Origin of the sequence: Serratia sp. H402Y (assembly GCF_051172415.1) — a bacterium.
Classification (GTDB): domain Bacteria; phylum Pseudomonadota; class Gammaproteobacteria; order Enterobacterales; family Enterobacteriaceae; genus Serratia; species Serratia ureilytica.
The window spans coordinates 354,340-377,898 of the sequence record NZ_JBPIYZ010000003.1; the positions used below are offsets into that span (position 1 = coordinate 354,340).

Below are 23,559 nucleotides of genomic sequence, written 5' to 3' on the forward strand. Positions count from 1 at the left end.
TCTGTTCAGCGCCACGGCGTCGGCACAGATTAAGCGACTCATTATGGCCGGCAGTGTCGGCAAGCTCGGAGAACAACAGCCATGGCTGGGGATGACCGCGAGCCCATCGGGCGCAAAGGAAAACAACCAAAAAGCACCGCGTCGCGCAAGCCGCCGCGCCGTCGCCGAGACGACGATTATGACGATTACGAAGAAGACGAGTATGACGATGACGAGTATGAAGAGGAGGAGGAACGCATGCCGCGTAAGGTGAAAGCGACTCCGCCGCGTAAAAAACGCCGCTGGCTCGGCCTGTTTATCAAACTGATCCTGGTGCTCGCCGTCCTGTTGGCGATCTATGGCGTCTACCTGGACTCGCAGATCCGCAGCCGCATCGACGGCAAAGTCTGGCAGCTGCCGGCGGCGGTGTACGGCCGCATGGTCAACCTGGAACCGGGCATGCCGTACAGCAAGAAGGAGATGGTTAACCTGCTGGAAGGCATGCAGTACCGCCAGGTCAGCCGCATGACGCGTCCGGGCGAGTTTACCGTGCAGGCCAACAGCATCGAGATGCTGCGCCGCCCGTTCGACTTCCCGGATGGTAAAGAAGGGCAGATCCGCGCCCGCCTCGATTTCCAGAACAACCGCCTGGCGAAGATCGAAAACCTGGACAGCGGCCGCAGCTTCGGCTTCTTCCGCCTCGATCCGCGTCTTATCACCATGCTGCAGTCGCCGAACGGCGAACAGCGGCTGTTCGTGCCGCGCTCCGGTTTCCCGGATCTGTTGGTGGATACGTTGATCGCCACGGAAGACCGCCACTTCTATGAGCATGACGGCATCAGCCCGTACTCCATCGGCCGCGCGGTGCTGGCCAACCTGACCGCCGGCCGCGCGGTGCAGGGCGGCAGCACCCTGACGCAGCAGTTGGTGAAGAACCTGTTCCTGACCAACGAACGTTCGCTGTGGCGTAAGGCCAACGAAGCCTATATGGCGCTGTTGGTGGATTACCGTTACAGCAAAGACCGCATCCTGGAGCTGTATCTGAACGAGGTATACCTCGGCCAGAGCGGCAGCGACCAGATCCGCGGCTTCCCGCTGGCCAGCCTGTATTACTTCGGCCGCCCGGTGGATGAGCTGAGCCTCGATCAGCAGGCGTTGCTGGTCGGCATGGTCAAGGGCGCGTCGCTGTATAACCCGTGGCGTAACCCGAAACTGGCGCTGGAACGCCGCAATTTGGTGCTCAAACTGCTGCAGAACCAGGGCGTGATCGACGGCGAGCTGTATGACATGCTGAGCGCGCGTCCGCTGGGCGTGCAGCCGAAAGGCGGCGTCATTACGCCGCAGCCGGCGTTTATGCAGATGGTGCGTCAGGAACTGCAGACCAAGCTGGGCGATAAGGTGAATGACCTGTCCGGCGTGAAGATCTTCACCACGCTGGATCCGGTGTCGCAAGACGCGGCGGAAAAAGCGGTCGAAGACGGCATCCCGGCGCTGCGCGCTGCGCGTCACCTGCAGGATCTGGAAGCGGCGATGGTGATCGTCGATCGCTTCAGCGGTGAAGTACGCGCCATGGTCGGCGGCGCCAACCCGCAGTTCGCCGGTTTCAACCGCGCCATGCAGGCGCGACGCCTGGTCGGCTCGCTGGCCAAACCGCCAACGTACCTGACCGCGCTGTCCGAGCCGGACAAATACCGCCTCAACACCTGGCTGGCGGATGCGCCGCTGTCGCTGAAACAGCCGAACGGCGCCGTCTGGCAGCCGAACAACTACGATCGCAAATTCCGCGGTCAGGTGATGCTGGTGGATGCGTTGGCCAACTCGCTGAACGTGCCGACGGTGAACCTCGGCCTGTCGGTCGGGCTGGATCAGATCAGCGCCACGCTGCAACGCCTGGGGATCCCGAAAGCGGAGATCAATCCGGTGCCTTCGATGCTGCTGGGGGCGATCGGCCTGACGCCGATGGAAGTGGCGCAGGAATACCAGACCATCGCCAGCGGCGGTAACCGTGCGCCGCTGTCGGCGGTGCGTTCGGTGATCGCCGAAGACGGCACGGTGCTGTACCAGAGCTTCCCGCAGGCGGAGCGCATGGTGCCGGCGCAGGCCGCTTACCTGACGCTGTACGCGATGCAGCAGGGCGTGGCGCGCGGGACCTCCCGCTCGCTGTCGGTGAAGTTCCCGAACTACAACCTGGCGGCGAAAACCGGTACCACCAACGATCTGCGCGACAGCTGGTTCGCCGGCATCGACGGCAAGGAAGTGGCGATCGCCTGGGTCGGGCGCGATAACAACGGCCCGGCCAAGCTGACCGGCGCCAACGGCGCGTTGACCCTGTATCGCCGCTATCTGGAAAACCAGACGCCGCTGCCGCTGATGCTGCAGCCGCCGGAAGGCATTAACCAGATGAGCATTGACTCTGCCGGCAACTTTATCTGCGGCGGCGGCAGCTGGCGCACCATCCCGGTCTGGACCGACAATCCGCAGGGACTGTGTCAGGCCAGCCAGGCGGCGGTGCAGCAACAGCAGCAACCGGCGGCGGGTGAGCAAAAAGATGGCGATGGCGTCGCCGGCTGGATCAAGGATATGTTCGGTCAGTAATCGCTGTCGGGGCGTCGGCCCCGGCGAAAATTTTTGCTTTGTTATTAAGCCCGTAACCTTGGTTGCGGGCTTTTTTATTTTTCCGCTCGTTTTATTTCCCTGTTAACCGCAAGGCTAAGCGCCTAATCCTTAACCTATTTGCCCTATGAATTCGGCTTGCAGTTTAATTTGGCTTCTGCATAAAATGCGACGCTTATAATAATTATTATCGTTTACATTCGTCATTTAATAATTCATCAGAGAAATAAATCATGCTGACCAAGCGTCTTTCATCATCCGCGGCCAAGCAGGGCCGTCTCCCCGTCAGCGCGTTAGCGATCACCGTCGCTGCGGCGTTGGGTACGCTGGCGATGCCGGCTTTTTCCGCCGACGCCAAGCCGGCCGCCAAGGAAGACACGATTACTGTTGTGGGCAGCAGCAACACCGCCCAGCAGGAAAGCGCCTGGGGGCCGGTCGGCACCTATGTCGCCAAGCGCAGCGCCACCGGCACCAAAACCGATACGCCGATCGAGAAGAACCCGCAGTCCGTTTCCGTGGTAACGCGTGAAGAGATGGACATGCGCCAGCCGGATACGGTGAAAGGCGCGCTGGCCTATGCGCCGGGCGTATTCGCCAGCCGCGGCAGCTCCACGACCTATGACGCAGTGGCGATCCGCGGCTTCCCGGCCACCAACACCACCCAGTATCTGGATGGCCTGCGGCTGCTGGGCGACAACTACAGCGAAGCGTCCATCGATCCTTATTTCCTCGAGCGCGCCGAGCTGCTGCGCGGCCCGGTCTCGGTGCTGTACGGCAAAAGCAACCCCGGCGGCTTGGTCGCCCTGGTCAGCAAGCGGCCAACCACCGAGCCGCTGCGCGAAATCCAGTTCAAGATGGGCACCGATAACCTGTTCCAAACCGGTTTCGATTTCAGCGACGCGCTGGACGATCAGGGCATCTATTCCTATCGCCTGACCGGCCTGGCGAAAGACAGCGATGCGCAGCAGAACATGAGCAAAGAGAAGCGCTATGCGATCGCGCCGTCCTTTAGCTGGCGCCCGGATGACAAAACCAACTTCACGCTGCTGGCCAACATTCAAAACGATCCCTATACCGGTTATTACGGCTGGTTGCCGAAGCAGGGCACGCTGATCCCGTTGCCGAACGGCGGTAAGCTGCCGACCGATTTCAACGAAGGCGAAGCCAGCAACTATACCTCCCGCAAACAGCGGATGATCGGGTACAGCTTCGAACACGCCTTCAACGATACCTGGGCGGTGCGCCAGAACCTGCGCTATCTGCAGTTGGACACCGACATGAAGAGTATTTATGGCAGTGGCGTTTCTGCTGCGACGCCGACGACGATTAACCGCGCCTATGTTCAGTCGAAAGAGCACCTGAACAATTTCTCGGTGGATACTCAGGCGCAGGCGAAGGTGAAAACCGGCGATATCGACCACACGCTGTTGTTCGGCGTGGACTACATGCGCATGCGTAACGATATCAATGCCGCATTTGGTACAGCGGACGGGTTGAGCATGACCCATCCGCAATACGGGAATGACGCGGTCAATATCAACTTCCCCTACCATTATCTGAACCGTCAGGAGCAAACCGGCCTGTATGTGCAGGAGCAAGGGGAGTGGAATCAGTGGCTGTTGACGCTGGGTGGGCGCTATGACTGGGCGAAGACCTCCGCTTACAACCGTGATGCGAGTTCGACGAGCCAGCAGACCGACCGGCAGTTCACCTGGCGCGGCGGCCTGAACTATCTGTTCGACAACGGCGTGACGCCGTATTTCAGCTACAGCGAGTCGTTTGAGCCGAATTTGGGCACGACGCAAGGGGGCAGTACGTTCAAACCTTCGATCGGCAAGCAGTATGAAACCGGCGTGAAATACGTGCCGAAGGATCGCCCAATCGTGCTGACCGGCGCGCTGTATCAGCTGACCAAGAACAACAACCTGACACCGGATCCGGATAACGCGCAGTTCAGCGTGCAGAGTGGCGAGATCCGTTCGCGCGGCGTGGAGCTGGAAGCCAAGGCGGCGTTGAATGCCAACGTCAACCTGATCGCCTCCTATACCTACACCGATGCGAAGTACACCAAGGACAACACCTATCAGGGCAAACCGACCGTCGAAGTGCCGAAACACATGGCGTCGCTGTGGGCGGATTATACCTTCCACGAAACGGCGGTGAGCGGTTTGACGCTGGGTTCCGGCGTGCGTTACGTTGGCTCCAGCTCGAGCTTCAACAGCGATAACACCACCTTCAAGGTGCCGGACTACACGCTGGTGGACGCCACCATTAAATACGATCTGGCGCGCTTTGGCCTGCCGGGCTCGTCCGTGGGCGTCAACATCAACAACCTGTTCGACAAGACTTACGTATCGAGCTGCTACCGCGACTACGCCTGCTACTGGGGCGCAGAACGCCAGGTGGTCGCCACCGCAACCTTCCGTTTCTAACCGGATAGCCGGGGCGGCGGCGCGTCGCCTCGGAAAAAGCAGGATCTATGCAGGACAAACTTCTTAATCCCGGCGCGACGTTCGCGCTGGATAACGCCAGCTTCGCCGTTCCCGGCCGGGTGCTGTTGCAACCGCTGTCGCTCCGTTTTCCTCAGGGCAAAGTCTGCGGCCTGATCGGCCATAACGGTTCCGGTAAATCCACTCTGTTGAAACTGCTCGGGCGGCACCATGCGCCCAGCGGCGGTCAGGTCTTGCTCAATCGGCAGCCGTTGGCGCAGTGGGACAGCAAATCCTTCGCCCGCCAGGTGGCCTACCTGCCGCAGCAGTTGCCGGCGGCGGAAGGCATGACGGTGCGCGAGCTGGTGGCCGTCGGCCGCTATCCGTGGCATGGCGCGCTGGGGCGTTTTGGCGCCAACGATCGCCAACAGGTGGAAGAGGCCATCGCGCTGGTGGGGCTGAAGCCGTTCGCCCACCGCCTGGTGGACAGCCTGTCCGGCGGCGAGCGCCAACGCGCCTGGCTGGCGATGATGGTGGCGCAGGACAGCCGCTGCCTGTTGCTCGACGAGCCGACGTCGGCGCTGGACATCGCGCACCAGGTCGAGGTGCTGGCGCTGATCCAGCGCCTGAGCCGCGAACGCGATCTCACGGTGATCGCAGTACTGCACGACATCAATATGGCGGCGCGCTACTGCGACCATTTGGTGGCGCTGCGCGGTGGTGACATGATCGCCCAGGGCGGCCCGCTGGAACTGATGCAGGGGCCGGTGCTGGAGCAAATTTACGGTATTCCTATGGGCACGTTGCCGCACCCGAGCGGCGGCGCGCCGGTGAGTTTTGTCTACTGATGTCCTCTGCATTCACTTCTTCTCACGATCCGCTGCGCCGCCGCCTGTTGATGGCGCTGGCGCTGTCGCCCCTGTTGGGATCGTTGCCCGGGCGAGCGGCGGATGCGCCGCCGGATATCGCGCGCATTGCGGCGCTGGAATGGCTGCCGATCGAGCTGCTGTTGGCATTGGGCGTGACACCGCTGGCGGTGGCCGATGTCCATAACTACAACCTGTGGGTGGCGGAGCCGAAGCTGCCGACGACGGTCGTCGACGTCGGGCAGCGCACCGAACCGAATCTCGAACTGCTGCAGCAGCTCCAGCCTTCGCTGGTGTTGCTGTCGCAAGGCTATGGCCCGACGCCGCGAAAAATCCAACCCATCGCGCCAACCATGAGCTTCGGCTTCAACGACGGCAGCGGCAAACCGCTGACCGTCGCCCGCCAGTCGCTGCTGGCGCTGGGGCAACGATTAGGCATAGAAAGCCGGGCGATAAACCACCTGGCGCAGTTCGACAGCTTTATGCAGGATGCGCGCCAGCGCCTGCAAAGCTACACCCGGCAACCGTTGCTGCTGTTTTCCCTGATAGACACCCGCCATGCGTTGATCATCGGCCAAAAAAGCCTGTTCCAGGAAGCGATGGATCAACTCGGCATCCGCAATGCCTGGCAGCAGCAAACCGACTTTTGGGGCACGGCGGTGGTGGGGATTGAACGGTTGGCCACGGTGCGTAACGCCCGGGTCATTTATCTCGATCACGGTAATCAGGCGATGATGGACAAGGTCAGCGCGACGCCGCTGTGGCAGTCATTGCCTTTTGTGCGGCAAAACCAGCTGCGGCAGGTGCCGGCGGTGTGGTTCTACGGTGCCACGCTGTCGACGATGCGGTTTTGCCGCCTGTTGGCGCAGGCTCAGGAGAGTGCGGCATGAATGCGGGCATTCGGAAATTGCCGCTGACGCTGATCCTGCTGTTGCTGGCGGCGGCAGGCGGTTTGACGATATACAACCTGACGCAGCAACTGCCGCCGGCGCAATGGGCGCGGGCGCTGAGCGCGCCGGACATCGACGACGTGCGGCAAATGCTGTTCCATTACAGCCTGCTGCCGCGGTTGACGGTGTCGCTGTTGGCCGGGGCCGGTCTGGGATTGGTCGGCGTATTGTTCCAGCAGGTGTTGCGCAATCCGTTGGCGGAACCGTCGACGCTCGGCGTGGCCGCCGGCGCGCAGCTCGGCCTGACCATCGCCACGCTGTGGGTGCTGCCGGGGGGCGAGTTCACTCGTCAGCTGGCCGCTATGGTGGGGGCGATCGCGGTGGGCGGGCTGGTGTTCGGCGTCGCCTGGGGCAAGCGGATGTCGCCGGTAACGCTGATTCTGGCCGGGTTGGTGCTGGGGCTTTACTGCGGCGCAGTCAACAGCCTGTTGGCGCTGTTTAATTACGATCAGCTGCAGGGCATGTTCCTGTGGGGCACCGGCGCGTTGAACCAACAGGACTGGAGCGCGGTGCAGTTTATCCTGCCGCGTTTGCTGGTGGCCGGTGCGCTGGCGGCGCTATTGCTGCGCCCGCTGACGCTGCTGGGGCTGGACGACGGCGTGGCGCGCAACCTGGGGTTGGGGCTGTCGATGGCGCGCTTCTGCGCCCTGGGGCTGGCCATCATCTTCAGCGCCATGTTGGTGAGCGCGGTGGGCGTTATCGGCTTTATCGGCCTGTTTGCGCCGCTGATGGCGAAGATGCTGGGCGCTCGCCGCCTGGCGCATCGCATGATGTTGGCGCCGTTGCTGGGGGCGTTGCTGCTGTGGCTGACCGATCAGGTGATGATTGGGGTGGCGCAGGTGTGGCGTGAGATCCCGACCGGGGCGGCCACTGCGCTGTTCGGCGCGCCGCTGCTGCTGTGGCTGCTGCCGCGTTTGCGCAGCGCCGCCACGCCGCCACCGATGAACCTTGGCGACAAGGTGCCTGCCGAGCGCGGGAATCTGCCTGGCTGGGCAGCGCTGGCCGGTGCCGTGCTGTTGATCGGCCTGACGTTGGCGCTGATGCTGGGCAAAAACGCCGGCGGCTGGCACTGGAGCCTGGGCGCGGAGCTGGACGCCTTGCTGCCGTGGCGCTGGCCGCGGGTGCTGTCGGCGTTGGCGGCGGGCATGATGTTGGCGGTCGCCGGCACGCTGATCCAGAAGCTGACCGGCAACCCGATGGCCAGCCCGGAAGTGCTGGGCATCAGCTCCGGCGCCGCTTTTGGCGTCGTGATGATGCTGTTTATGGTGCCGGGCGACGCCTTCGTTTGGCTGTTGCCCGCCGGCAGTCTGGGGGCGGCCGTTACGCTGCTGATCATCATGATTGCCGCTGGCCGCGGCGGTTTCTCGACCGAACGCATGTTGCTCGCCGGCATCGCGCTCAGCACCGCCTTTACCACCGTCATCTTCCTGCTGCTGGCCAGCGGCGATCCGCGTATGGGGGGCTTGCTGACCTGGCTTTCCGGTTCAACCTATTCGGTGGAACCGGCGCAGGCGCTGCGCACCGCGCTGATCGCCGCCGGATTGATGATATTGGCGCCGCTGTGCCGCCGCTGGCTGACCATTCTGCCGCTCGGCGGGGCCACCGCCCGTTCGGTGGGGATTGCGTTGACGCCTGCGCGATTGACCATCCTGTTGTTGGCCGCCACGCTGACCGCCATGGCGACCCTGACCGTGGGGCCGCTGAGCTTTGTCGGGCTGATGGCGCCGCACATGGCGCGCATGTTGGGCTTCCGCCGCGCGCTGCCGCAGATGGTGATCGCCGCGCTGTTGGGCGGTTTGCTGATGGTATTTGCCGACTGGTGCGGGCGGATGCTGCTGTTTCCGTATCAGATCCCCGCGGGGTTACTGGCGACCTTTATCGGCGCGCCGTACTTCGTTTATCTGTTGCGTAAGCAGACGTCGTAAGCTTCACCCCTACTTTGCCTTCTCCTCCATCAAGGGCCCAGCGTTGCTGGGCCTTTTTTCAACGCCTTGCAAGGCGTTGCGTGTCGCTGCGCAAGAAAGACATTTAACGTGAAAAGGAACGCGGGAAGAGAGGGGGAGGTGAATATACTGCGTGCGGGTGCTCTGGATCTTTGTCTCTGGAGCCTGCGTGAAAGATACAAAGAGAAAAGCCCCGAGTCGATATCCATCAACCCGAGGCCTACTCTAACGCATCACAACGTTAAGTTAGCCTCTTACCCGCCGCGAGGCAAGGAGAAGAAGGCATGATGCCGAACAAACGGAGCCTGTTAAAATTGGTGGTTATTTGTGCCACGGTAATATCACTGGCATGGATAACCCGCAGCACGCTGTGTGAGCTGCGTATCCGATCGGGCACTACGGAGGTTGCGGCCATTTTGGCTTACGAATCCGAACGGTAAGGCAACCCGGCGGCGGGGGCCTTGCCTCCGCCGGCCGGCAGTCGATGCGTTGATCCATGAGCACCCATCCGTTCAAAAAAAACGGCGAGCCTTGGCTCGCCGTTTTTCATGTTGATGTCGGGGCTTATTTCAGGCCGGCGGCATCGCGCAGCTGCGCAGCTTTGTCGGTCGCTTCCCATGGGAAGTGTTCGCGGCCGAAGTGGCCGTAGGCGGCGGTTTCGCGGTAGATCGGCTGCAGCAGATCCATCATCTGGATCAGGCCGTATGGGCGCAGATCGAAGAATTCGCGCACCAGCAGCGTCAGTTGTTCGGTTGGCACTTTCTCGGTACCGAAGGTTTCCACCATGATGGAGGTCGGTTCCGCTACGCCGATAGCGTAAGACACCTGGATCTCGCAGCGATCGGCCAGGCCGGCGGCGACGATGTTTTTCGCTACGTAGCGCGCCGCGTATGCCGCGGAACGGTCAACCTTGGATGGATCCTTACCGGAGAAGGCGCCGCCGCCGTGGCGAGCCATGCCGCCGTAGGTGTCGACGATGATCTTACGGCCGGTGAGGCCGCAGTCGCCCATCGGGCCGCCGATAACGAAACGGCCGGTCGGGTTGATGTGGTATTTGGTGCCCGCCGTCAGCCATTCCGCCGGCAGTACCGGCTTGATGATCTCTTCCATCACCGCTTCTTGCAGATCTTTCAGCGAAATGTCTTCTGAGTGCTGGGTGGACAGAACGACGGCGTCGATGCCGACGATTTTGCCGTCGTCGTATTGGAAGGTCACCTGGCTCTTCGCGTCCGGGCGCAGCCACGGCAGGGTGCCGTTCTTACGCACTTCGGATTGGCGCTGCACCAGACGGTGCGCGTAGGTGACAGGCGCAGGCATCAGCACGTCGGTTTCATTGGTGGCGTAGCCAAACATCAAGCCCTGATCGCCGGCGCCCTGCTCGAGAGGATCGGTACGGTCAACGCCCTGATTGATATCCGGGGATTGCTTGCCGATGGCGCTCAACACTGCGCAGGAGTTGGCGTCAAAGCCCATGTCCGAATGAACGTAGCCGATCTCGCGCACGGTCTTGCGGGTGATCTCTTCGATATCGACCCAGGCGCTGGTGGTGATTTCACCGCCGACCAGCACCATACCGGTTTTCACGTAAGTTTCGCAGGCGACGCGCGCTTTCGGATCTTGTTCCAGGATGGCGTCGAGGACGGCATCGGAGATCTGGTCGGCGATTTTATCTGGATGTCCTTCGGAGACGGATTCGGACGTGAAGAGGTGTTTAGCCATTGTGTTCTTTACCTTGCATAAGACGGGTTAGAAATTACTGCACAGCGCTGGAGATCCGGCATCGAAGCGAAGGGTCTTCCGCTGATGGCGCGAGATGCATCCTGCAACGCCCCTCAGGCAAAGCCGTTAAGCAGTTTATCAGTTAACCAGTATAGATGGATTAACATCTGGACGTCTATTTTAGGTCAGGGTTTAGCCAGATTGCCAGTAATTTTTTGCGCTTTCGCTCTTTTGCGCAAACGGGTTGGCGCCATTTTCATCGCTTGAAACAGTTTTCGGCGAATTTTCATTTTGCTTTTTCACCTGCTTACCGGTATAAACTGCGCGCGCGGTTCATTTGCTGCACAGTACGGCGGTCTGGCGTGGGGGAAGGTACGATAAACTTCCGCTTTGCATTCGCCGGCATTGCGCTATTATCCGTCGCGGGCGTTCGCCGTGGCGCCGCCGCTTCATCGAACGGTCACGTTCTTACACTATTTTAGAGGCTGGGTCGTTCACTCCGAACGGCGCGCGTGGAGGTGGTTGGATTAATGATCCGTTGTCTACCGGTTGTTGGTTCTCAACAGCAGTGCCGTTCTGGCGCACATTCTTCTGCTATTTCCCGTCTTGTCTCTCTGTCACTTACCAGGTGCGATAAACACTTGGCCGCTACTCAGGATTCTCGGGCCGGCTAACGGTCGTCTGAAGAACTGAACAAGGGTAGCCTGCAGCCTTCCTGTGGGATGTTTCTTGGCCCGATTCACGAGGTTTGAACAGGGTGTCTTACAATTATATGAGTGATAAACCGATCGCTGACCGCGAACGGCAGTTCTCTTCGCTGCCGCCGGCGCGGCTTGCTGGGTTGTTCTCGCGGGTTGTAGCTGCGATAGTGGCTGACGGTTTCGTCAGTACGGAATGTGAGGCGAACCATGTCTGATGATCTGTTGATTCACCGTCCGCCGGTTGCGGGCGAGTCTTTATCTTTGCGCTCCATGCAGGAGGTTGCCATGAATGATCGTAATGCCAGCAAGATGCTGCGTACTTATAACGTCGCCTACTGGGGCAACAATTACTATGACGTCAACGAGCTGGGCCATATCAGCGTGTGCCCGGATCCGGATGTCCCGCAGGCGCGCGTCGATCTGGCAGAATTGGTGAAAACGCGCCAGAAAGACGGCCAACGTCTGCCGGCGCTGTTCTGCTTCCCGCAGATCCTTCAGCATCGCCTGCGCTCTATCAACGCCGCGTTCAAACGCGCGCGTGAGTCCTTCGGTTACCAGGGCGGCTATTTCCTGGTGTATCCGATCAAGGTGAACCAACATCGCCGCGTGATTGAATCGCTGGTGAACTCCGGCGAACCGCTGGGGCTGGAAGCCGGCTCCAAGGCCGAACTGATGGCGGTGCTGGCGCATGCCGGCATGACCCGCTCGGTGATCGTCTGTAATGGTTATAAAGATCGTGAATATATTCGTCTGGCGCTGATCGGGGAAAAGCTGGGGCACAAGGTGTACCTGGTGATCGAGAAGATGTCCGAGATCAATCTGGTGCTGGAAGAAGCCGAACGGCTGAACGTCATACCGCGCCTGGGCGTGCGTGCGCGTCTGGCATCGCAAGGCTCCGGCAAATGGCAGTCGAGCGGCGGCGAAAAATCCAAGTTCGGTCTGGCGGCGGTGCAGGTGCTGAAGCTGGTGGAAACCCTGCGTGAAGCGGGCCGCCTCGACAGCCTGCAGCTGCTGCACTTCCATTTGGGCTCGCAGCTGGCCAATATTCGCGACATCGCCACCGGCGTGCGCGAATCGGCGCGATTCTACGTTGAGCTGCACAAGCTGGGCGTCAACATTCAGTGCTTCGACGTGGGCGGCGGCTTGGGCGTCGACTACGAAGGCACCCGTTCGCAGTCCGATTGCTCGGTCAACTACGGCCTGAACGAATACGCCAACAACGTGATTTGGGGCATCGGCGACGCCTGTAACGAACACGGCCTGCCGCACCCGACGGTGATCACCGAGTCCGGTCGCGCCGTGACCGCGCACCACACGGTGCTGGTCTCCAACGTGATCGGCGTAGAGCGCAACGAGTTCAGCGAACCGCAGCCGCCGGAAGCCGACGCGCCGCGCGCGCTGGAAAGCATGTGGGAAACCTGGCTGGAAATGAACGAGCCGGAAAACCGCCGCTCGCTGCGCGAATGGCTGCACGACAGCCAGATGGATCTGCACGACGTGCATACCCAATACGCGCACGGCATGCTGGACCTGACCAAGCGCGCCTGGGCCGAGCAGCTGTATCTGAACATCTGCAACAAGATCCAGCAGCAGCTCGATCCGAGCAACCGCGCGCACCGTCCTATCATCGACGAACTGCAAGAGCGCATGGCGGACAAGTTCTACGTCAACTTCTCGCTGTTCCAGTCGATGCCGGATGCCTGGGGAATCGATCAGCTGTTCCCGGTGCTGCCGCTGGAAGGGTTGGATAAGCCGCCGGAAGGCCGTGCGGTGCTGCTCGACATCACCTGCGATTCCGACGGCACCATCGACCATTACGTCGACGGCGACGGCGTGGCGACCACCATGCCGATGCCGCCATACGATCCGGAGAACCCGCCGGCGTTGGGCTTCTTCATGGTCGGTGCGTACCAGGAGATCCTCGGCAACATGCACAACCTGTTCGGCGACACCGCCTCGGTTGATGTGTACGTGTTCCCGGACGGCAGCGTCGAGACCGAGCTGTCCGACGAGGGCGATACCGTGGCGGATATGCTGGAGTACGTGCAGCTCGATCCGAGCGCGCTGCTGTCCAAGTTCCGCGATCAGGTCAAAGAAACCGATCTGGACAGCGAGCTGCAGGCGCAGTTCCTGGAAGAGTTTGAAGCTGGCCTGTACGGCTACACGTATCTGGAAGACGAGTAACCGCCTTCTTCAGGGGGGCGATATCGGCCCCCTTGAAGCATGAACAAAATGCGGCCATAATCTGCCGTATCGGTAGCACCGAAACAAACATCGAACAAATCCCTTTCTCGTCGGGCTAACGACGCGGGAGGGATTTTTTTTTGTCACGGCCCGGCGTCTGTGCCCGGCAACTTGTTGAACTACGAGGGTTTACTATGAGCACCTTAGGCCATCAGTCCGATAATTCATTAGTGTCCAACGCCTTTGGTTTCCTGCGCTTTCCGCTGAACTTCATGCCTTACGACAGCGATGCAGAGTGGGTCATCACCGGCATTCCGTTTGACATGGCGACCTCCGGTCGCGCCGGCGGCCGTCATGGCCCGGCGGCCATCCGCCAGGTGTCCACCAACCTGGCCTGGGAAGGCAACCGTTGGCCGTGGAGCTTCGATCTGCGCGATCGCCTGAACGTGGTTGACTGCGGCGACATCGTGTTCAACTTCGGCGATGCGCAGGACATGAGCGACAAGCTGCAGGCGCACGCGGAGAAACTGCTGAAGGCCGGTAAGCGCATGCTCTCGTTCGGTGGCGACCACTTTGTCACCCTGCCGCTGCTGCGTGCGCACGCCAAGCATTTCGGCAAGCTGGCGCTGGTGCACTTTGACGCCCATACCGATACCTACGCCAACGGCAGCAAGTTCGACCACGGCACCATGTTCTATCATGCGCCGAACGAAGGCCTGATCGACCCGCATCACTCGGTGCAGATCGGCATTCGCACCGAGTTCGATCACGACAATGGCTTTACCGTACTGGACGCCGCGCAGGTGAACGATCGCAGCGTGGACGACCTGCTGACCCAGATCAAAGGCATCGTCGGCGATATGCCGGTGTACCTGACCTTCGACATCGACTGCCTGGATCCGGCGTTCGCACCGGGCACCGGCACGCCGGTGATCGGCGGTCTGACTTCCGATCGCGCGCTGAAACTGGTGCGCGGCATGCAGTCGCTGAACATCGTCGGCATGGACGTAGTGGAAGTGGCGCCGGCCTATGACCAGTCCGAGATCACCGCGCTGGCCGCGGCGACGTTGGGTCTGGAGATGCTGTACCTGCAGGCGGCCAAGAAACACGCCTGACGCCAGGCCACGCCTCGCTGAAAAAGCGGCTCCCATCGTATGGGGGCCGCTTTTTTTTATTTCATTTGTCGCCATCCGTGCGGCGATTTTCAGTCTGTTGCAACGCCTTTGCGCAATTTTGCGCAGAAATGAAACGGAGTCAGTAAAAAGGAACCGGGATAACGGGGAGGATGAATATACTGCGCGCGGGTGCTCAGGATCTTTGTATCTAGAGCCTGCGTGAAAGATACAAAGAGAAAAGCCCCGAGTCGATATTCATCAACCCGAGGCCAACTCTAACGCCAGACAACGTTAAGTTAGCCTCTTACCCGCCGCGAGGCAAGGAGAAGAAGGCATGATGCCGAACAAACGGAGCCTGTTAAAACTGGTGGTTATTTGTGCCACGGTAATATCACTGGCATGGATAACCCGCAGCACGCTGTGTGAGCTGCGTATCCGATCGGGCACTACGGAGGTTGCGGCCATTTTGGCTTACGAATCCGAACGGTAAGGCAACCCGGCGACGGGGGATGTCCCCCGTCTGCTGGTTGTTGGCGTCCAGATCCATGAGCACCCTCTCAAGGCCATTGGCTTTCTCTGCCGCAACGGTGCGGGAACAGGCTATGCCCGCTTCACCTGGCGCGCCAGCAACATGCGGCCAAACAGCGCGCCGCCCGCCAGCAGCGTCAGCAGCTGTGAGGCAATCAGCACCGCAAAGCCCGAGGACACCTTGCCCTGGCTGGCCATTACCATGCCCATCGCCATCGGCACAAACGCCGAGAACAGATTGCCGATGCCGTTGATCAGCCCATAGGCGCTGCCGACCGCCTCCGGCCGCGCATAATGCTGCAGCAGCGTGGGGATCGCCGCGCCCTGCGCGCCCCAACAGGCGTTGGCCGCCAGCAGGAAGAACGCGATCCAGCCAAGCTGATGGCTGTTCATTACGCCATAGATGCACAGCGCGGTCGCCGCGCCGCCAAAGACGAAGATCAGCGGCGCCTGATAGGGGCGGATACGATCGAGCAGCACGCCGCCGAGGTATTTTGAGGCGATGCTGACGATGAAAGGCAGTGCGGCCATCCACCCCATCTGCTTGATGGAGAATCCTTTTTCATCGGTCAGGTAGGCCGGCAGCCAGGCGCTGGACCCCCACAGATAGCTGAGCGTGGCGATCTCGATCAGCAGGATCCAACCGAGCATCGGCGTGCGCCAGGCCAGCGTGAAGGTGTGCCAGACGCGGCTCAACACCGGCTGAGGATCGGCGGGGCGTGAAGATGAGGGTAAGGCGAGCGGATGAACGAACAGCCGCACCAGCGCCAGGCCCAACAGCAGGTTGAGCAGCGCCAGCAGGTGAAACGACATCGCCCACCCGAAGTGCGCCATCAGAAAACTCACCAGCGGAAAGCCGATCACCAGCCCCAACGAGACGCCCAGCGCGCTGACCGCGTTGGGTTTGCCGCGTTCGTCGGCGGCGAAATGATCGCTGATGTACATGGTCTTGAGCGAGAACAGCGGTCCTTCGCTGACGCCAAGCAGCGCGCGCACCGCGCACAGCAACAGCAGCGATCCCGCCAGCGGCGACGCGGCGGTGAGCAGCGCCCACAGCACGACGCTCAGCGTCAGCGCGCGGCGGTAACCCATCAGCGTTTCCAGAAACGGCGTCAGCAACATGGCGGACAGGCCGTAACCGAGTAAAAACACCGTCATCAGCGTGCCCTGATGGGCGCGGTCACCGCCGAGTTGAAAGTGTTGCAGGAAGTCGGGATTGACCAACATCACGGCGATATTAACCCGATCCGCATAGGCGATAACGATCAGAAACAGCAGGGCGATCACCCCAAACCAGCGTTGACGTTGTTGCACGGCGCGTTCCTCAGTGCGAGCGGTTGACGAATTCAGGCAGCAGTAAACTCACCTGCGGATGCCATTACGTGCAAACGCTGGGATGAGGCCGATTTATGTAAATTTATTGTTATAAAACTGGATTTAAAAGACAGCGAGAGAACTCTTTTACGCGCAATGCGCCGCCAGGATCAACGCAATTTTTGCCATAAATTAACTGAAGAGCGCACAACTGACATAGGTTTTTCATATCGGTGCATTATTTCGTGATCCTTCCCGCATTTGTCATTTTTAAACAACCTTTCATTAACATTTGCCGCGCCGCTCGCTTGACGAAAGTTTCGCCAGACTTATAGTGACTGTATTAAATAAGAAACTGAGTTTCATATATGAAACAATCAGATAGAGGATAAAAGCAATGAGCTGGAAGAATGTGTGCGAAGTGTCTCAGGTGAAAGAAGATTTTCCTTTCTCCGGCAAAGTGGAAGGCAAAGAGATCGGGGTTTACCTGCTCGACGGTAACTACTATGCGCTGGAAGACGTCTGTCCGCATGCTTACGCCTTGCTCAGCCAGGGGTTTGTTGACGACGGCAAGGTTGAGTGCCCACTGCACGAAGCGCTGTTTGACGTGCGTACCGGCCAGTGCCTGCGCGAGCCGGGCGGCCGCGATCTGCAAACCTATCCCACCCGGGTGGTCGACAACCAAATCCAGATCACCTTTATCGCGGAGGAGTAATCATGCAGCACATCACCGATTTCAATCCCTGGCTGCCGGACACCCAACAGGTGACGCCGGCCCGCGAAGGCGGCAACGGTCAAATCCATCAGCCGGGCCAGTTCCGCAACGTTGTGTGGCAAAACCGCGCCCGGGTGCCGGACGGTTTCGAAACCGCGTTGGTGGCGGCGCTGGAAACGATTTTCGATCAGGGCGCGGAAGAGCTGGAACAGATCGTCAGCGCGTTGAATCAGCGCCGCCTGTTCGATCGCAGCGGCCAGCCGTGGAATGAGGCGACGTTCCGCGAATTCCTTCACGTTAACGGTTTCTGATCGACACCCGGGAGAAGACAATGACAGCAAACACAACATCCTCCGAACAGAGCTTGCAGGACTATCTTGACCAGGGGCTGCGCGGCATGTGGTATCCGGTGCTGGCCAGTTGGGAAGTGGGTAACAATCCGGTCGGCATCACCCGCCTTGAGCAACAAATCGTGGTGTGGCGCGACGGTGAAGGCCAGATCCACGCGTTGGAAGATCGCTGCCCGCACCGCGGCGCGCGGCTTTCCATGGGGTGGAACCTCGGCGATCGCATCGCCTGCTGGTATCACGGGGTGGAAGTCGGCGGCGACGGGACGGTGAAAGACGTGCCGGCGGTGGATCGCTGCCCGCTGGTGGGGCAAAAATGCCTGCGCGCTTACCCGGCCAAAGAAGCCTACGGCGCGGTGTTCCTCTATTTTGGCGTGACGGCGGATGAAGCGCCGGCGGAGCTGACTTTCCCGCAAGAGCTGGCGGACGAAGCGTCGTACAGCCACTTCTTGTGTACCGCCAGTTGGAACTGCAACTACCAATACGCCCTGGAAAACGTGATGGATCCGATGCACGGCACCTACCTGCACTCTTCCTCGCACTCGATGGCGGAAGGGGATCGCAAGGCGGACATGGGGCTGGAGCCGACCGACAGCGGGTTTATCTTCAAGAAAAACGGCCAGATCGGCGTCAATTTCGACTGGGTGGAGTTCGGCAACAGCGGCGCGTATTGGATGCGTCTGTCGATCCCGTACAAGAAACGTTTCGGGCCGGGCGGCCACTTCTGGATCATCGGCATGGTGGTGCCGGAAGACAAGGATCACTGCCGGGTATTCTTCTGGCGCATCCGTAAGGTCCAAGACTGGCAGCGCGACATGTGGCGCTTCATGTATCGCAATCGCCTGGAATCATTGCATTGGGACGTCCTCGAGCAGGATCGCATCGTGCTTGAAAACATGGCGCCTAACGCCCGTGGCCGCGAATACCTGTACCAGCACGACGTCGGTCTGTCGCGCCTGCGCCGCCTGATGCAGAAAGAGGCGCAGAAACAGCTGGCGACGCTGCGCGAGCGGGAGGCGGCGCAGTGAACGGCCTGCTGAACGGCAAGCGCATCGTGGTCACCGGCGCGGCGCGCGGTCTGGGCTACAGCTTCGCCGCCGCCATTGCCGCTGCCGGCGCGCAGGTGGTGATGTGCGACATTTTGGCGGATGAGCTGACGGTGAGCGGCGCCGCGCTGCGTGAGCAGGGCGCTCAGGTGGAAACGCAAATCATCGATCTGGCCTCACCGGATTCGATCCGTTCGGCGTTCGAGAAGATCGCCACAGGCGGCGGGATCGACGGGCTGGTGAACAACGCGGCGCTGGCGACCGGCGTCGGCGGTAAAACCATGATGGAATACGACATCGATCTGTGGGATCGGGTAATGCAGGTCAACGTGCGCGGCACCTGGTTGGTGAGCCAGGCGGCAGTGCCGCTGCTGGCGCGCAACCCGCACGCCAAGATCGTCAACGTGGCGTCGGACACCGCGCTGTGGGGCGCGCCGCGCCTGATGGCCTATGTCGCCAGCAAAGGCGCGGTGATCGCGATGACGAGATCGATGGCGCGCGAGCTGGGCCCGCAGGGCATCTGCGTCAACGCTATTGCGCCGGGCCTGACGCGGGTGGAAGCCACCGAGTATGTGCCCGCCGAGCGCCATCAGCTGTATGAACAGGGGCGCGCGCTGGCCGGGGCGCAGCATCCGGACGATGTGAACGGCACGGTGCTTTATCTGCTGTCGCCGTTGGCGGATTTCGTCACCGGCCAACTGCTGCCGGTCAACGGCGGCTTCGTATTCAACTGACGGCCCGCAGGGCAGGCGCACAGCGCAGGAGCGAGAGATGGCGGACGAGCAAGCATGTAAGTATCTGATCCCGGGACTGGATCGCGGATTGCAGTTGCTGCTGGCGTTTGGCGAGCAGCATAAGGAAATGACCTTTGCCGAGTTGCATCGCCTGGTCGATATGCCGAAGGCCACCGCCTACCGCGTGGTGCAGACGCTCGAGCACCTGGGCTTTCTGGAGCGCAATCCGCGCACCAATACCTTCGCGCTGGGCATCAAGGTGCTGCGTCTCGGCTTTGAATACATCGCGTCGCTGGACGTCGCGCAGGCCGGCCAGCCGGTGATCGAACAGCTGCGCGATCGCAGCCAGTGCAGCAGCCATCTGGCGATCCGCGACGGGCGCGACGTGATCTATATCGCCCGCGTCAGCGCCGCCGGTTCTCAGATCAATCAGGTCAGCGTCGGCACCCGTTTGCCGGTGCACCAAACCTCGCTCGGCCGCATGTTGTTGACCAGCGCCACCCGCAGCGAGTTCGAACAACTCTATCCGGACGAGCAGCTGCCGGGCAACGCGCCGGGCACCCCGGCGGATCGCGAAACGCTGTGGCAGATGGTGCAGCAAGACAAGGCGCGCGGCTATGTGATCGGCGAATCATTCTTCCGCCACGGCATCTCCTCGATCGTCTACCCGATCTTCAACCGTGAGCAGCGGGTCGAGGCGGTGGTCAGCATCATGGTGCCGTCCGATGAGATCCCGAAAGCGGATCGCGAGCGGCTGCGCATGGAAGTGCGAGATGCGGCGGAGAAAATTTCCGGCTTCCTCGGCGCGCCGCCGCAGGCCAACGTCGGCTAACCGACAGGACCGACTCTTTCACTCAGGCAGGGATAAGGCCCACAGCAAACAGGGGCCGGGGTTCAGTCATGCCTGAAAACCGTATACAGCGAGAACGTGAGGCTGAGCAATGAGCGTAATCGGAATCGAAAAACTGGAGTTTGGCGTCGAAGATCTGCCAACCTGCGAAAAATTCATGCATGACTTTGGCCTGCAGCCCGCCACGCAACATTGGGGCGAACCGCAGCGCGAATTCACTACCCTGAGCGGGGCGCGGGTCGTTCTGCACCCGTTGCAAAGCGCGGCGCTGCCTGCGGCGTTTGAAGGCGGTTCCACCCTGCGCCGCATGACCTGGGGCGTGGCATCGCCCGCGGATCTGGCGCGTCTGCAGCCGCGTTTGGCGTTGATGCCCGGCTTTCGTCAGGTGGGGGAAGAGCTGGAATGCCGCGATCCCAACGGCATGACGCTGCGCTTCGTCGTCAGCCGCCAGCAGGCGGTCGAAGTGCCGGTCACGCCGATCAACCAATGGGGCGACGTGCGCCGCATCGATCAACCCAGCCCGGTCTACTCGCAGGCGCAGCCGATCAACATCGGCCACGTGGTGTTCTTCGTTGACGATCTGGCGGCGACCGAGCGTTTCTACCGCGAGCTGTTGGATTTCCAGGTTTCCGATCGCTATATCGATCGCGCCGTCTTCCTGCGCACCCAGGCGCGCGGCGGTCACCATAATCTGTTCCTGCTGAAGCTGCCCAACCGCCCACGCGGCCTGAACCATGTGGCGTTCACCGTGCGCGATATCCATGAAGTGATCGGCGGCGGCATCGCCATGAACAAAGAGCAGTGGAGCACCTTCATCGGCCCTGGCCGCCACCCGATTTCCTCGGCGTATTTCTGGTACGTCAACAGCCCGACCGGCGGCGCGTTCGAGTACTACACCAACGACGATTATCTGACGGAAAACTGGCAGCCGCGCGAGCTGGAACATTCGCTGGTCTCCTTCACCGAATGGGCGGTAGAAGGCGGCATCGATCACGATACGCGCCGCCAGCATAAAAAGGCGCAAGCGTTATGAACCGGCCGGAACAGGCGGGCATTGTCATCGTCGGCGGCGGCCAGGCCGGCGGTTGGGCGGCCAAGACGCTGCGTGACCGGGGTTACAGCGGCCGGCTGACGGTGATAAGCGACGAACCCTACGATTTTTACGAGCGGCCGCCGCTGTCGAAAGCGGCGCTGCTGGATGCCGCGGCTCCCCTGAGCCGGCTGTTCAGCGAACAGGCGGTGGCGGAGCTGAACATCGACTGGCGTCGCCCGCTGCGCGCCGAGTCTATCGACGCCGAACAGCAAATCGTCACGCTCAGCGACGGGCGACGGCTGCAGTTCGAGCAGTTGCTGATCGCCACCGGCGGGCGGCCGCGTTTGCCGGGCGCCGCCTGGGTGCAGCACCCGCGCGTGATGACGCTGCGTTCCTGGGATGATGCGGCCCGGTTGCGGCAGGGCCTGCAGAGTTGTCGTCGCCTGGCGATCGTCGGCGGCGGTTGGATCGGGCTGGAGATCGCCGCTTCTGCGCGCCGTCTCGGCGTTGAGGTGACGGTGTTTGAGCGCCAGCCTGCGCTGTGCATGCGCAGCGTCGGCGCCGATGTCTCACAGGCGTTGCTCGAACTGCATCGCCGGCAGGGCGTGACGGTGTTGTGCGGCTGCGGCGAGATCTCGCTGGAAGATCGCGACGGCGCCGCCTGGATCGGCAGCGAAGTCAGCGATCCGCAGGCCTTCGATCTGGTGGTGGTGGGGATCGGCGTCGAGCTGAATCTCGAACTGGCGCGCAGCGCCGGGCTGGCTATCGAGTCCGGCATCGTGGTCGACGGCCAGGGGCGCACCAGCCATCCGGCGATCTTCGCCGCGGGCGATGTGGCGCGCCACCCGACGCTCGGCCTGTGCCTGCAGTCCTGGGCCTACGCGCAAAATCAGGCCATCAGCACCGCCTGCGCAATGCTCGACGCCTTCGCCGCTCCGTATGACGACGTGGCCTGGCTGTGGTCGGATCAATACGACGTCAATATCCAGATCCTCGGCGTGCCGAGCGGCGGCGTGCACCATGTGGTGCGCCGCACGCCGCAGTCGCAGGTGTTCTTCACGCTGAACGCCGATCGGCAACTGGTGCAGATGGTGGCGTTCAACGACGCGCGCACCATCAAGCTCGGCAAGCGTTGGCTGGCGAGCGGCCGGGTGCTGGATCCGCAGCAGCTGGCGGATGCGGAGTTTTCTTTGATGGCGTTGAAATAACGCCCGAACCTCGGGAGCGTTTTATGACTACGCAAGACATTGACGCCCGCGCTGGACGGGCGGGGGAAACCGTTGCCGAAAATCCGCAGCAGCGGGTGCGCTGGTCGGTGCCGATCGCGCTGTTCGCCTGCGTGCTGCTGGCGTTTTTCGACAAAATCAGCATCGCGGCGCTGTTTTCCGACGCCGAGTTTCAGCAGGCGCTGGGCATCGGTTTTGACCCGGCGCGGCTGGGGTTGCTGATGAGCGCGTTTCTGTTCTCCTACGGCATCTCCTCGATGCTGCTCAGCGGCATCGGCGATCGGCTTAATCCGGTCAAAGTATTGATTGGCATGATGGTGGTATGGGGCGTGCTGATGGTGTTGATGGGGCTGGTGCGCTCCTATCACGCCATGATGACGCTGCGCATTCTGCTCGGCATCGCCGAAGGGCCGCTGCTGCCGATGGCCTACGCCATTATTCGTCAGGCCTTCCCGCCGCAGCTGCAGGCGCGCGCCACCATGCTGTGGTTGCTCGGCACGCCGCTGGGGGCCGCGCTCGGCTTCCCGGTCACCCTGTACATCCTCAATACCTTCGACTGGCAGGCCACCTTCTTCTTTATGGCGTTTCTGACGCTGCCGGTGATGTTGCTGGTGCTGTTCGGCATGCGCCACCTGAACGTCGCGCGTCCGGCGGCGGCGGCCAAACCGGCGGTGTCCGAACGCCAACAGCATCGCCGCGAGCTGCTGCGCAGCCCGCATTTCTGGATGATTTGCCTGTTCAACATCGCCTTCCTGACCTACCTGTGGGGCATGAACGGCTGGCTGCCGAGCTATCTGATCAAGGGCAAAGGCATTCATCTGGAACATGCCGGTTACCTCTCTTCGCTGCCGTTCATCGCCATGCTGCTCGGCGAAGTGCTGGGCGCCTGGCTGTCGGACAAGCTGGATCGCCGCGCGCTGGCCTGCTTCCTGTCGCTGTGCGGCGCCGGCCTCGGTCTGGCGGTGGTGTTGCACCTGCAGGGCACCTACAGCGTGATCGCCGCCATGGCCTTCAGCACCTTTATGTGGGGCGCCGGCGCGCCGAATATTTTCGCGCTGTTGGCGAAGGCCACCAGCAGCAAGGTGAGCGCCACCGCCGGCGGCATCTTCAACGGGTTGGGCAATTTTGCCGGCGCGCTGGCGCCGGTGCTGATGGGGGCGTTGATCGCCGCCACCGGCAATATGGATAACGGCCTGCTGTTCCTGGTGGTGATGGCGTTCGTCGGCTGCCTCATTCTGCTGCCGTTGCTGAGAAAGTACTGATTAAT

The 23,559-nt window shown here is 61.5% G+C and carries 19 protein-coding genes; 17 read left to right on the forward strand and 2 right to left on the reverse strand.

Features of this window, described 5'->3' with window-relative positions:
• Nucleotides 1-81 precede the first annotated feature (81 nt).
• From mrcB to ACSBQS_RS18355, 6 genes are all read left to right on the forward strand, one after another.
• On the forward strand, nt 82-2,574 hold the full coding sequence (mrcB, locus tag ACSBQS_RS18330; protein WP_033644705.1) for a bifunctional glycosyl transferase/transpeptidase: 2,493 nt from the start codon (nt 82-84) through the stop codon (nt 2,572-2,574).
• A 251-nt stretch (nt 2,575-2,825) separates the two neighbouring features.
• A complete protein-coding gene (gene fhuA / locus ACSBQS_RS18335) occupies nt 2,826-5,024 on the forward strand; it encodes a ferrichrome porin FhuA (RefSeq protein ID WP_342165370.1) in 2,199 nt (732 codons plus the stop codon).
• Between the two features lie 47 nt (nt 5,025-5,071).
• Nucleotides 5,072-5,869 (forward strand): Fe3+-hydroxamate ABC transporter ATP-binding protein FhuC, encoded by a 798-nt coding sequence (gene fhuC, locus ACSBQS_RS18340; protein WP_033651341.1) that lies wholly within the window; start codon nt 5,072-5,074, stop codon nt 5,867-5,869.
• The gene (gene fhuD / locus ACSBQS_RS18345) at nt 5,869-6,777 is read left to right on the forward strand and encodes a Fe(3+)-hydroxamate ABC transporter substrate-binding protein FhuD (RefSeq protein WP_342165373.1); all 909 of its coding nucleotides are present in this window, start codon (nt 5,869-5,871) and stop codon (nt 6,775-6,777) included. The genes fhuC and fhuD overlap by 1 nt, the downstream gene beginning before the upstream one ends.
• On the forward strand, nt 6,774-8,762 hold the full coding sequence (fhuB, locus tag ACSBQS_RS18350; RefSeq protein ID WP_142002946.1) for a Fe(3+)-hydroxamate ABC transporter permease FhuB: 1,989 nt from the start codon (nt 6,774-6,776) through the stop codon (nt 8,760-8,762). Before fhuD ends, fhuB begins: the two co-directional genes overlap by 4 nt.
• Nucleotides 8,763-9,067: 305 nt before the next feature.
• Complete coding sequence (locus ACSBQS_RS18355) at nt 9,068-9,220, forward strand: Hok/Gef family protein (RefSeq protein ID WP_004937610.1); 153 nt, start codon at nt 9,068-9,070, stop codon at nt 9,218-9,220.
• Nucleotides 9,221-9,344: 124 nt separating this feature from the next.
• On the opposite strand, the gene metK is transcribed toward ACSBQS_RS18355, so the two are convergent.
• On the reverse strand, nt 9,345-10,499 hold the full coding sequence (gene metK / locus ACSBQS_RS18360) for a methionine adenosyltransferase (protein ID WP_033644710.1): 1,155 nt from the start codon (nt 10,497-10,499) through the stop codon (nt 9,345-9,347).
• 908 nt (nt 10,500-11,407) lie between these two features.
• On the opposite strand from metK, the gene speA reads away from it, so the two are divergent.
• The 3 genes from speA (at nt 11,408) to ACSBQS_RS18375 (ending at nt 14,989) form a co-directional block, all read left to right on the forward strand.
• Nucleotides 11,408-13,384, forward strand: coding sequence for a biosynthetic arginine decarboxylase (gene speA, locus ACSBQS_RS18365; protein WP_028127388.1), 1,977 nt, complete (start codon nt 11,408-11,410; stop codon nt 13,382-13,384).
• A gap of 194 nt (nt 13,385-13,578) precedes the next feature.
• Complete coding sequence (gene speB, locus ACSBQS_RS18370; protein WP_004937606.1) at nt 13,579-14,499, forward strand: agmatinase; 921 nt, start codon at nt 13,579-13,581, stop codon at nt 14,497-14,499.
• Nucleotides 14,500-14,836: 337 nt separating this feature from the next.
• The gene (locus ACSBQS_RS18375; RefSeq protein WP_004937610.1) at nt 14,837-14,989 is read left to right on the forward strand and encodes a Hok/Gef family protein; all 153 of its coding nucleotides are present in this window, start codon (nt 14,837-14,839) and stop codon (nt 14,987-14,989) included.
• A 110-nt stretch (nt 14,990-15,099) separates the two neighbouring features.
• Here ACSBQS_RS18375 and ACSBQS_RS18380 read toward each other — a convergent pair whose 3' ends face one another.
• Nucleotides 15,100-16,341, reverse strand: a complete 1,242-nt coding sequence (locus ACSBQS_RS18380; RefSeq protein ID WP_033652734.1) for an MFS transporter — start codon at nt 16,339-16,341, stop codon at nt 15,100-15,102.
• Nucleotides 16,342-16,738: 397 nt separating this feature from the next.
• On the opposite strand from ACSBQS_RS18380, the gene ACSBQS_RS18385 reads away from it, so the two are divergent.
• From ACSBQS_RS18385 to ACSBQS_RS18420, 8 genes are all read left to right on the forward strand, one after another.
• Nucleotides 16,739-17,056 carry a non-heme iron oxygenase ferredoxin subunit gene (locus ACSBQS_RS18385; protein ID WP_004937614.1) on the forward strand — a complete coding sequence of 106 codons (318 nt, stop codon included), beginning with the start codon at nt 16,739-16,741 and terminating at the stop codon, nt 17,054-17,056.
• 2 nt (nt 17,057-17,058) lie between these two features.
• Nucleotides 17,059-17,367: a recombinase-like helix-turn-helix domain-containing protein gene (locus ACSBQS_RS18390; RefSeq protein ID WP_019456046.1), complete on the forward strand. Its 309-nt coding sequence runs from the start codon at nt 17,059-17,061 to the stop codon at nt 17,365-17,367.
• Nucleotides 17,368-17,387: 20 nt separating this feature from the next.
• Nucleotides 17,388-18,431: an aromatic ring-hydroxylating oxygenase subunit alpha gene (locus ACSBQS_RS18395; RefSeq protein ID WP_042785347.1), complete on the forward strand. Its 1,044-nt coding sequence runs from the start codon at nt 17,388-17,390 to the stop codon at nt 18,429-18,431.
• Nucleotides 18,428-19,183: an SDR family oxidoreductase gene (locus tag ACSBQS_RS18400; protein WP_042785346.1), complete on the forward strand. Its 756-nt coding sequence runs from the start codon at nt 18,428-18,430 to the stop codon at nt 19,181-19,183. The genes ACSBQS_RS18395 and ACSBQS_RS18400 overlap by 4 nt, the downstream gene beginning before the upstream one ends.
• A gap of 37 nt (nt 19,184-19,220) precedes the next feature.
• The gene (locus ACSBQS_RS18405; RefSeq protein WP_033639418.1) at nt 19,221-20,015 is read left to right on the forward strand and encodes an IclR family transcriptional regulator; all 795 of its coding nucleotides are present in this window, start codon (nt 19,221-19,223) and stop codon (nt 20,013-20,015) included.
• A gap of 109 nt (nt 20,016-20,124) precedes the next feature.
• Complete coding sequence (locus tag ACSBQS_RS18410) at nt 20,125-21,066, forward strand: VOC family protein (RefSeq protein ID WP_047573726.1); 942 nt, start codon at nt 20,125-20,127, stop codon at nt 21,064-21,066.
• Complete coding sequence (locus ACSBQS_RS18415; protein ID WP_434991264.1) at nt 21,063-22,274, forward strand: NAD(P)/FAD-dependent oxidoreductase; 1,212 nt, start codon at nt 21,063-21,065, stop codon at nt 22,272-22,274. Before ACSBQS_RS18410 ends, ACSBQS_RS18415 begins: the two co-directional genes overlap by 4 nt.
• A 23-nt stretch (nt 22,275-22,297) precedes the next feature.
• Nucleotides 22,298-23,554 carry an MFS transporter gene (locus ACSBQS_RS18420; protein WP_129993404.1) on the forward strand — a complete coding sequence of 419 codons (1,257 nt, stop codon included), beginning with the start codon at nt 22,298-22,300 and terminating at the stop codon, nt 23,552-23,554.
• Nucleotides 23,555-23,559: the final 5 nt, after the last annotated feature.

Excerpts from the sequence above, each read along its gene's own strand:
- ACSBQS_RS18390 (WP_019456046.1), top strand. The coding sequence starts at position 17,059 with ATGCAGCACATCACCGATTTCAATCCCTGGCTGCCGGACACCCAACAG.
- ACSBQS_RS18405 (WP_033639418.1), top strand. The coding sequence starts at position 19,221 with ATGGCGGACGAGCAAGCATGTAAGTATCTGATCCCGGGACTGGATCGC.
- ACSBQS_RS18410 (WP_047573726.1), top strand. The coding sequence starts at position 20,125 with ATGAGCGTAATCGGAATCGAAAAACTGGAGTTTGGCGTCGAAGATCTG.
- ACSBQS_RS18420 (WP_129993404.1), top strand. The coding sequence starts at position 22,298 with ATGACTACGCAAGACATTGACGCCCGCGCTGGACGGGCGGGGGAAACC.
- ACSBQS_RS18385 (WP_004937614.1), top strand. The coding sequence starts at position 16,739 with ATGAGCTGGAAGAATGTGTGCGAAGTGTCTCAGGTGAAAGAAGATTTT.
- speB (WP_004937606.1), top strand. The coding sequence starts at position 13,579 with ATGAGCACCTTAGGCCATCAGTCCGATAATTCATTAGTGTCCAACGCC.
- fhuA (WP_342165370.1), top strand. The coding sequence starts at position 2,826 with ATGCTGACCAAGCGTCTTTCATCATCCGCGGCCAAGCAGGGCCGTCTC.
- ACSBQS_RS18375 (WP_004937610.1), top strand. The coding sequence starts at position 14,837 with ATGCCGAACAAACGGAGCCTGTTAAAACTGGTGGTTATTTGTGCCACG.
- fhuD (WP_342165373.1), top strand. The coding sequence starts at position 5,869 with ATGTCCTCTGCATTCACTTCTTCTCACGATCCGCTGCGCCGCCGCCTG.
- mrcB (WP_033644705.1), top strand. The coding sequence starts at position 82 with ATGGCTGGGGATGACCGCGAGCCCATCGGGCGCAAAGGAAAACAACCA.
- ACSBQS_RS18355 (WP_004937610.1), top strand. The coding sequence starts at position 9,068 with ATGCCGAACAAACGGAGCCTGTTAAAATTGGTGGTTATTTGTGCCACG.
- metK (WP_033644710.1), bottom strand. The coding sequence starts at position 10,499 with ATGGCTAAACACCTCTTCACGTCCGAATCCGTCTCCGAAGGACATCCA.
- fhuB (WP_142002946.1), top strand. The coding sequence starts at position 6,774 with ATGAATGCGGGCATTCGGAAATTGCCGCTGACGCTGATCCTGCTGTTG.
- speA (WP_028127388.1), top strand. The coding sequence starts at position 11,408 with ATGTCTGATGATCTGTTGATTCACCGTCCGCCGGTTGCGGGCGAGTCT.
- fhuC (WP_033651341.1), top strand. The coding sequence starts at position 5,072 with ATGCAGGACAAACTTCTTAATCCCGGCGCGACGTTCGCGCTGGATAAC.
- ACSBQS_RS18415 (WP_434991264.1), top strand. The coding sequence starts at position 21,063 with ATGAACCGGCCGGAACAGGCGGGCATTGTCATCGTCGGCGGCGGCCAG.
- ACSBQS_RS18395 (WP_042785347.1), top strand. The coding sequence starts at position 17,388 with ATGACAGCAAACACAACATCCTCCGAACAGAGCTTGCAGGACTATCTT.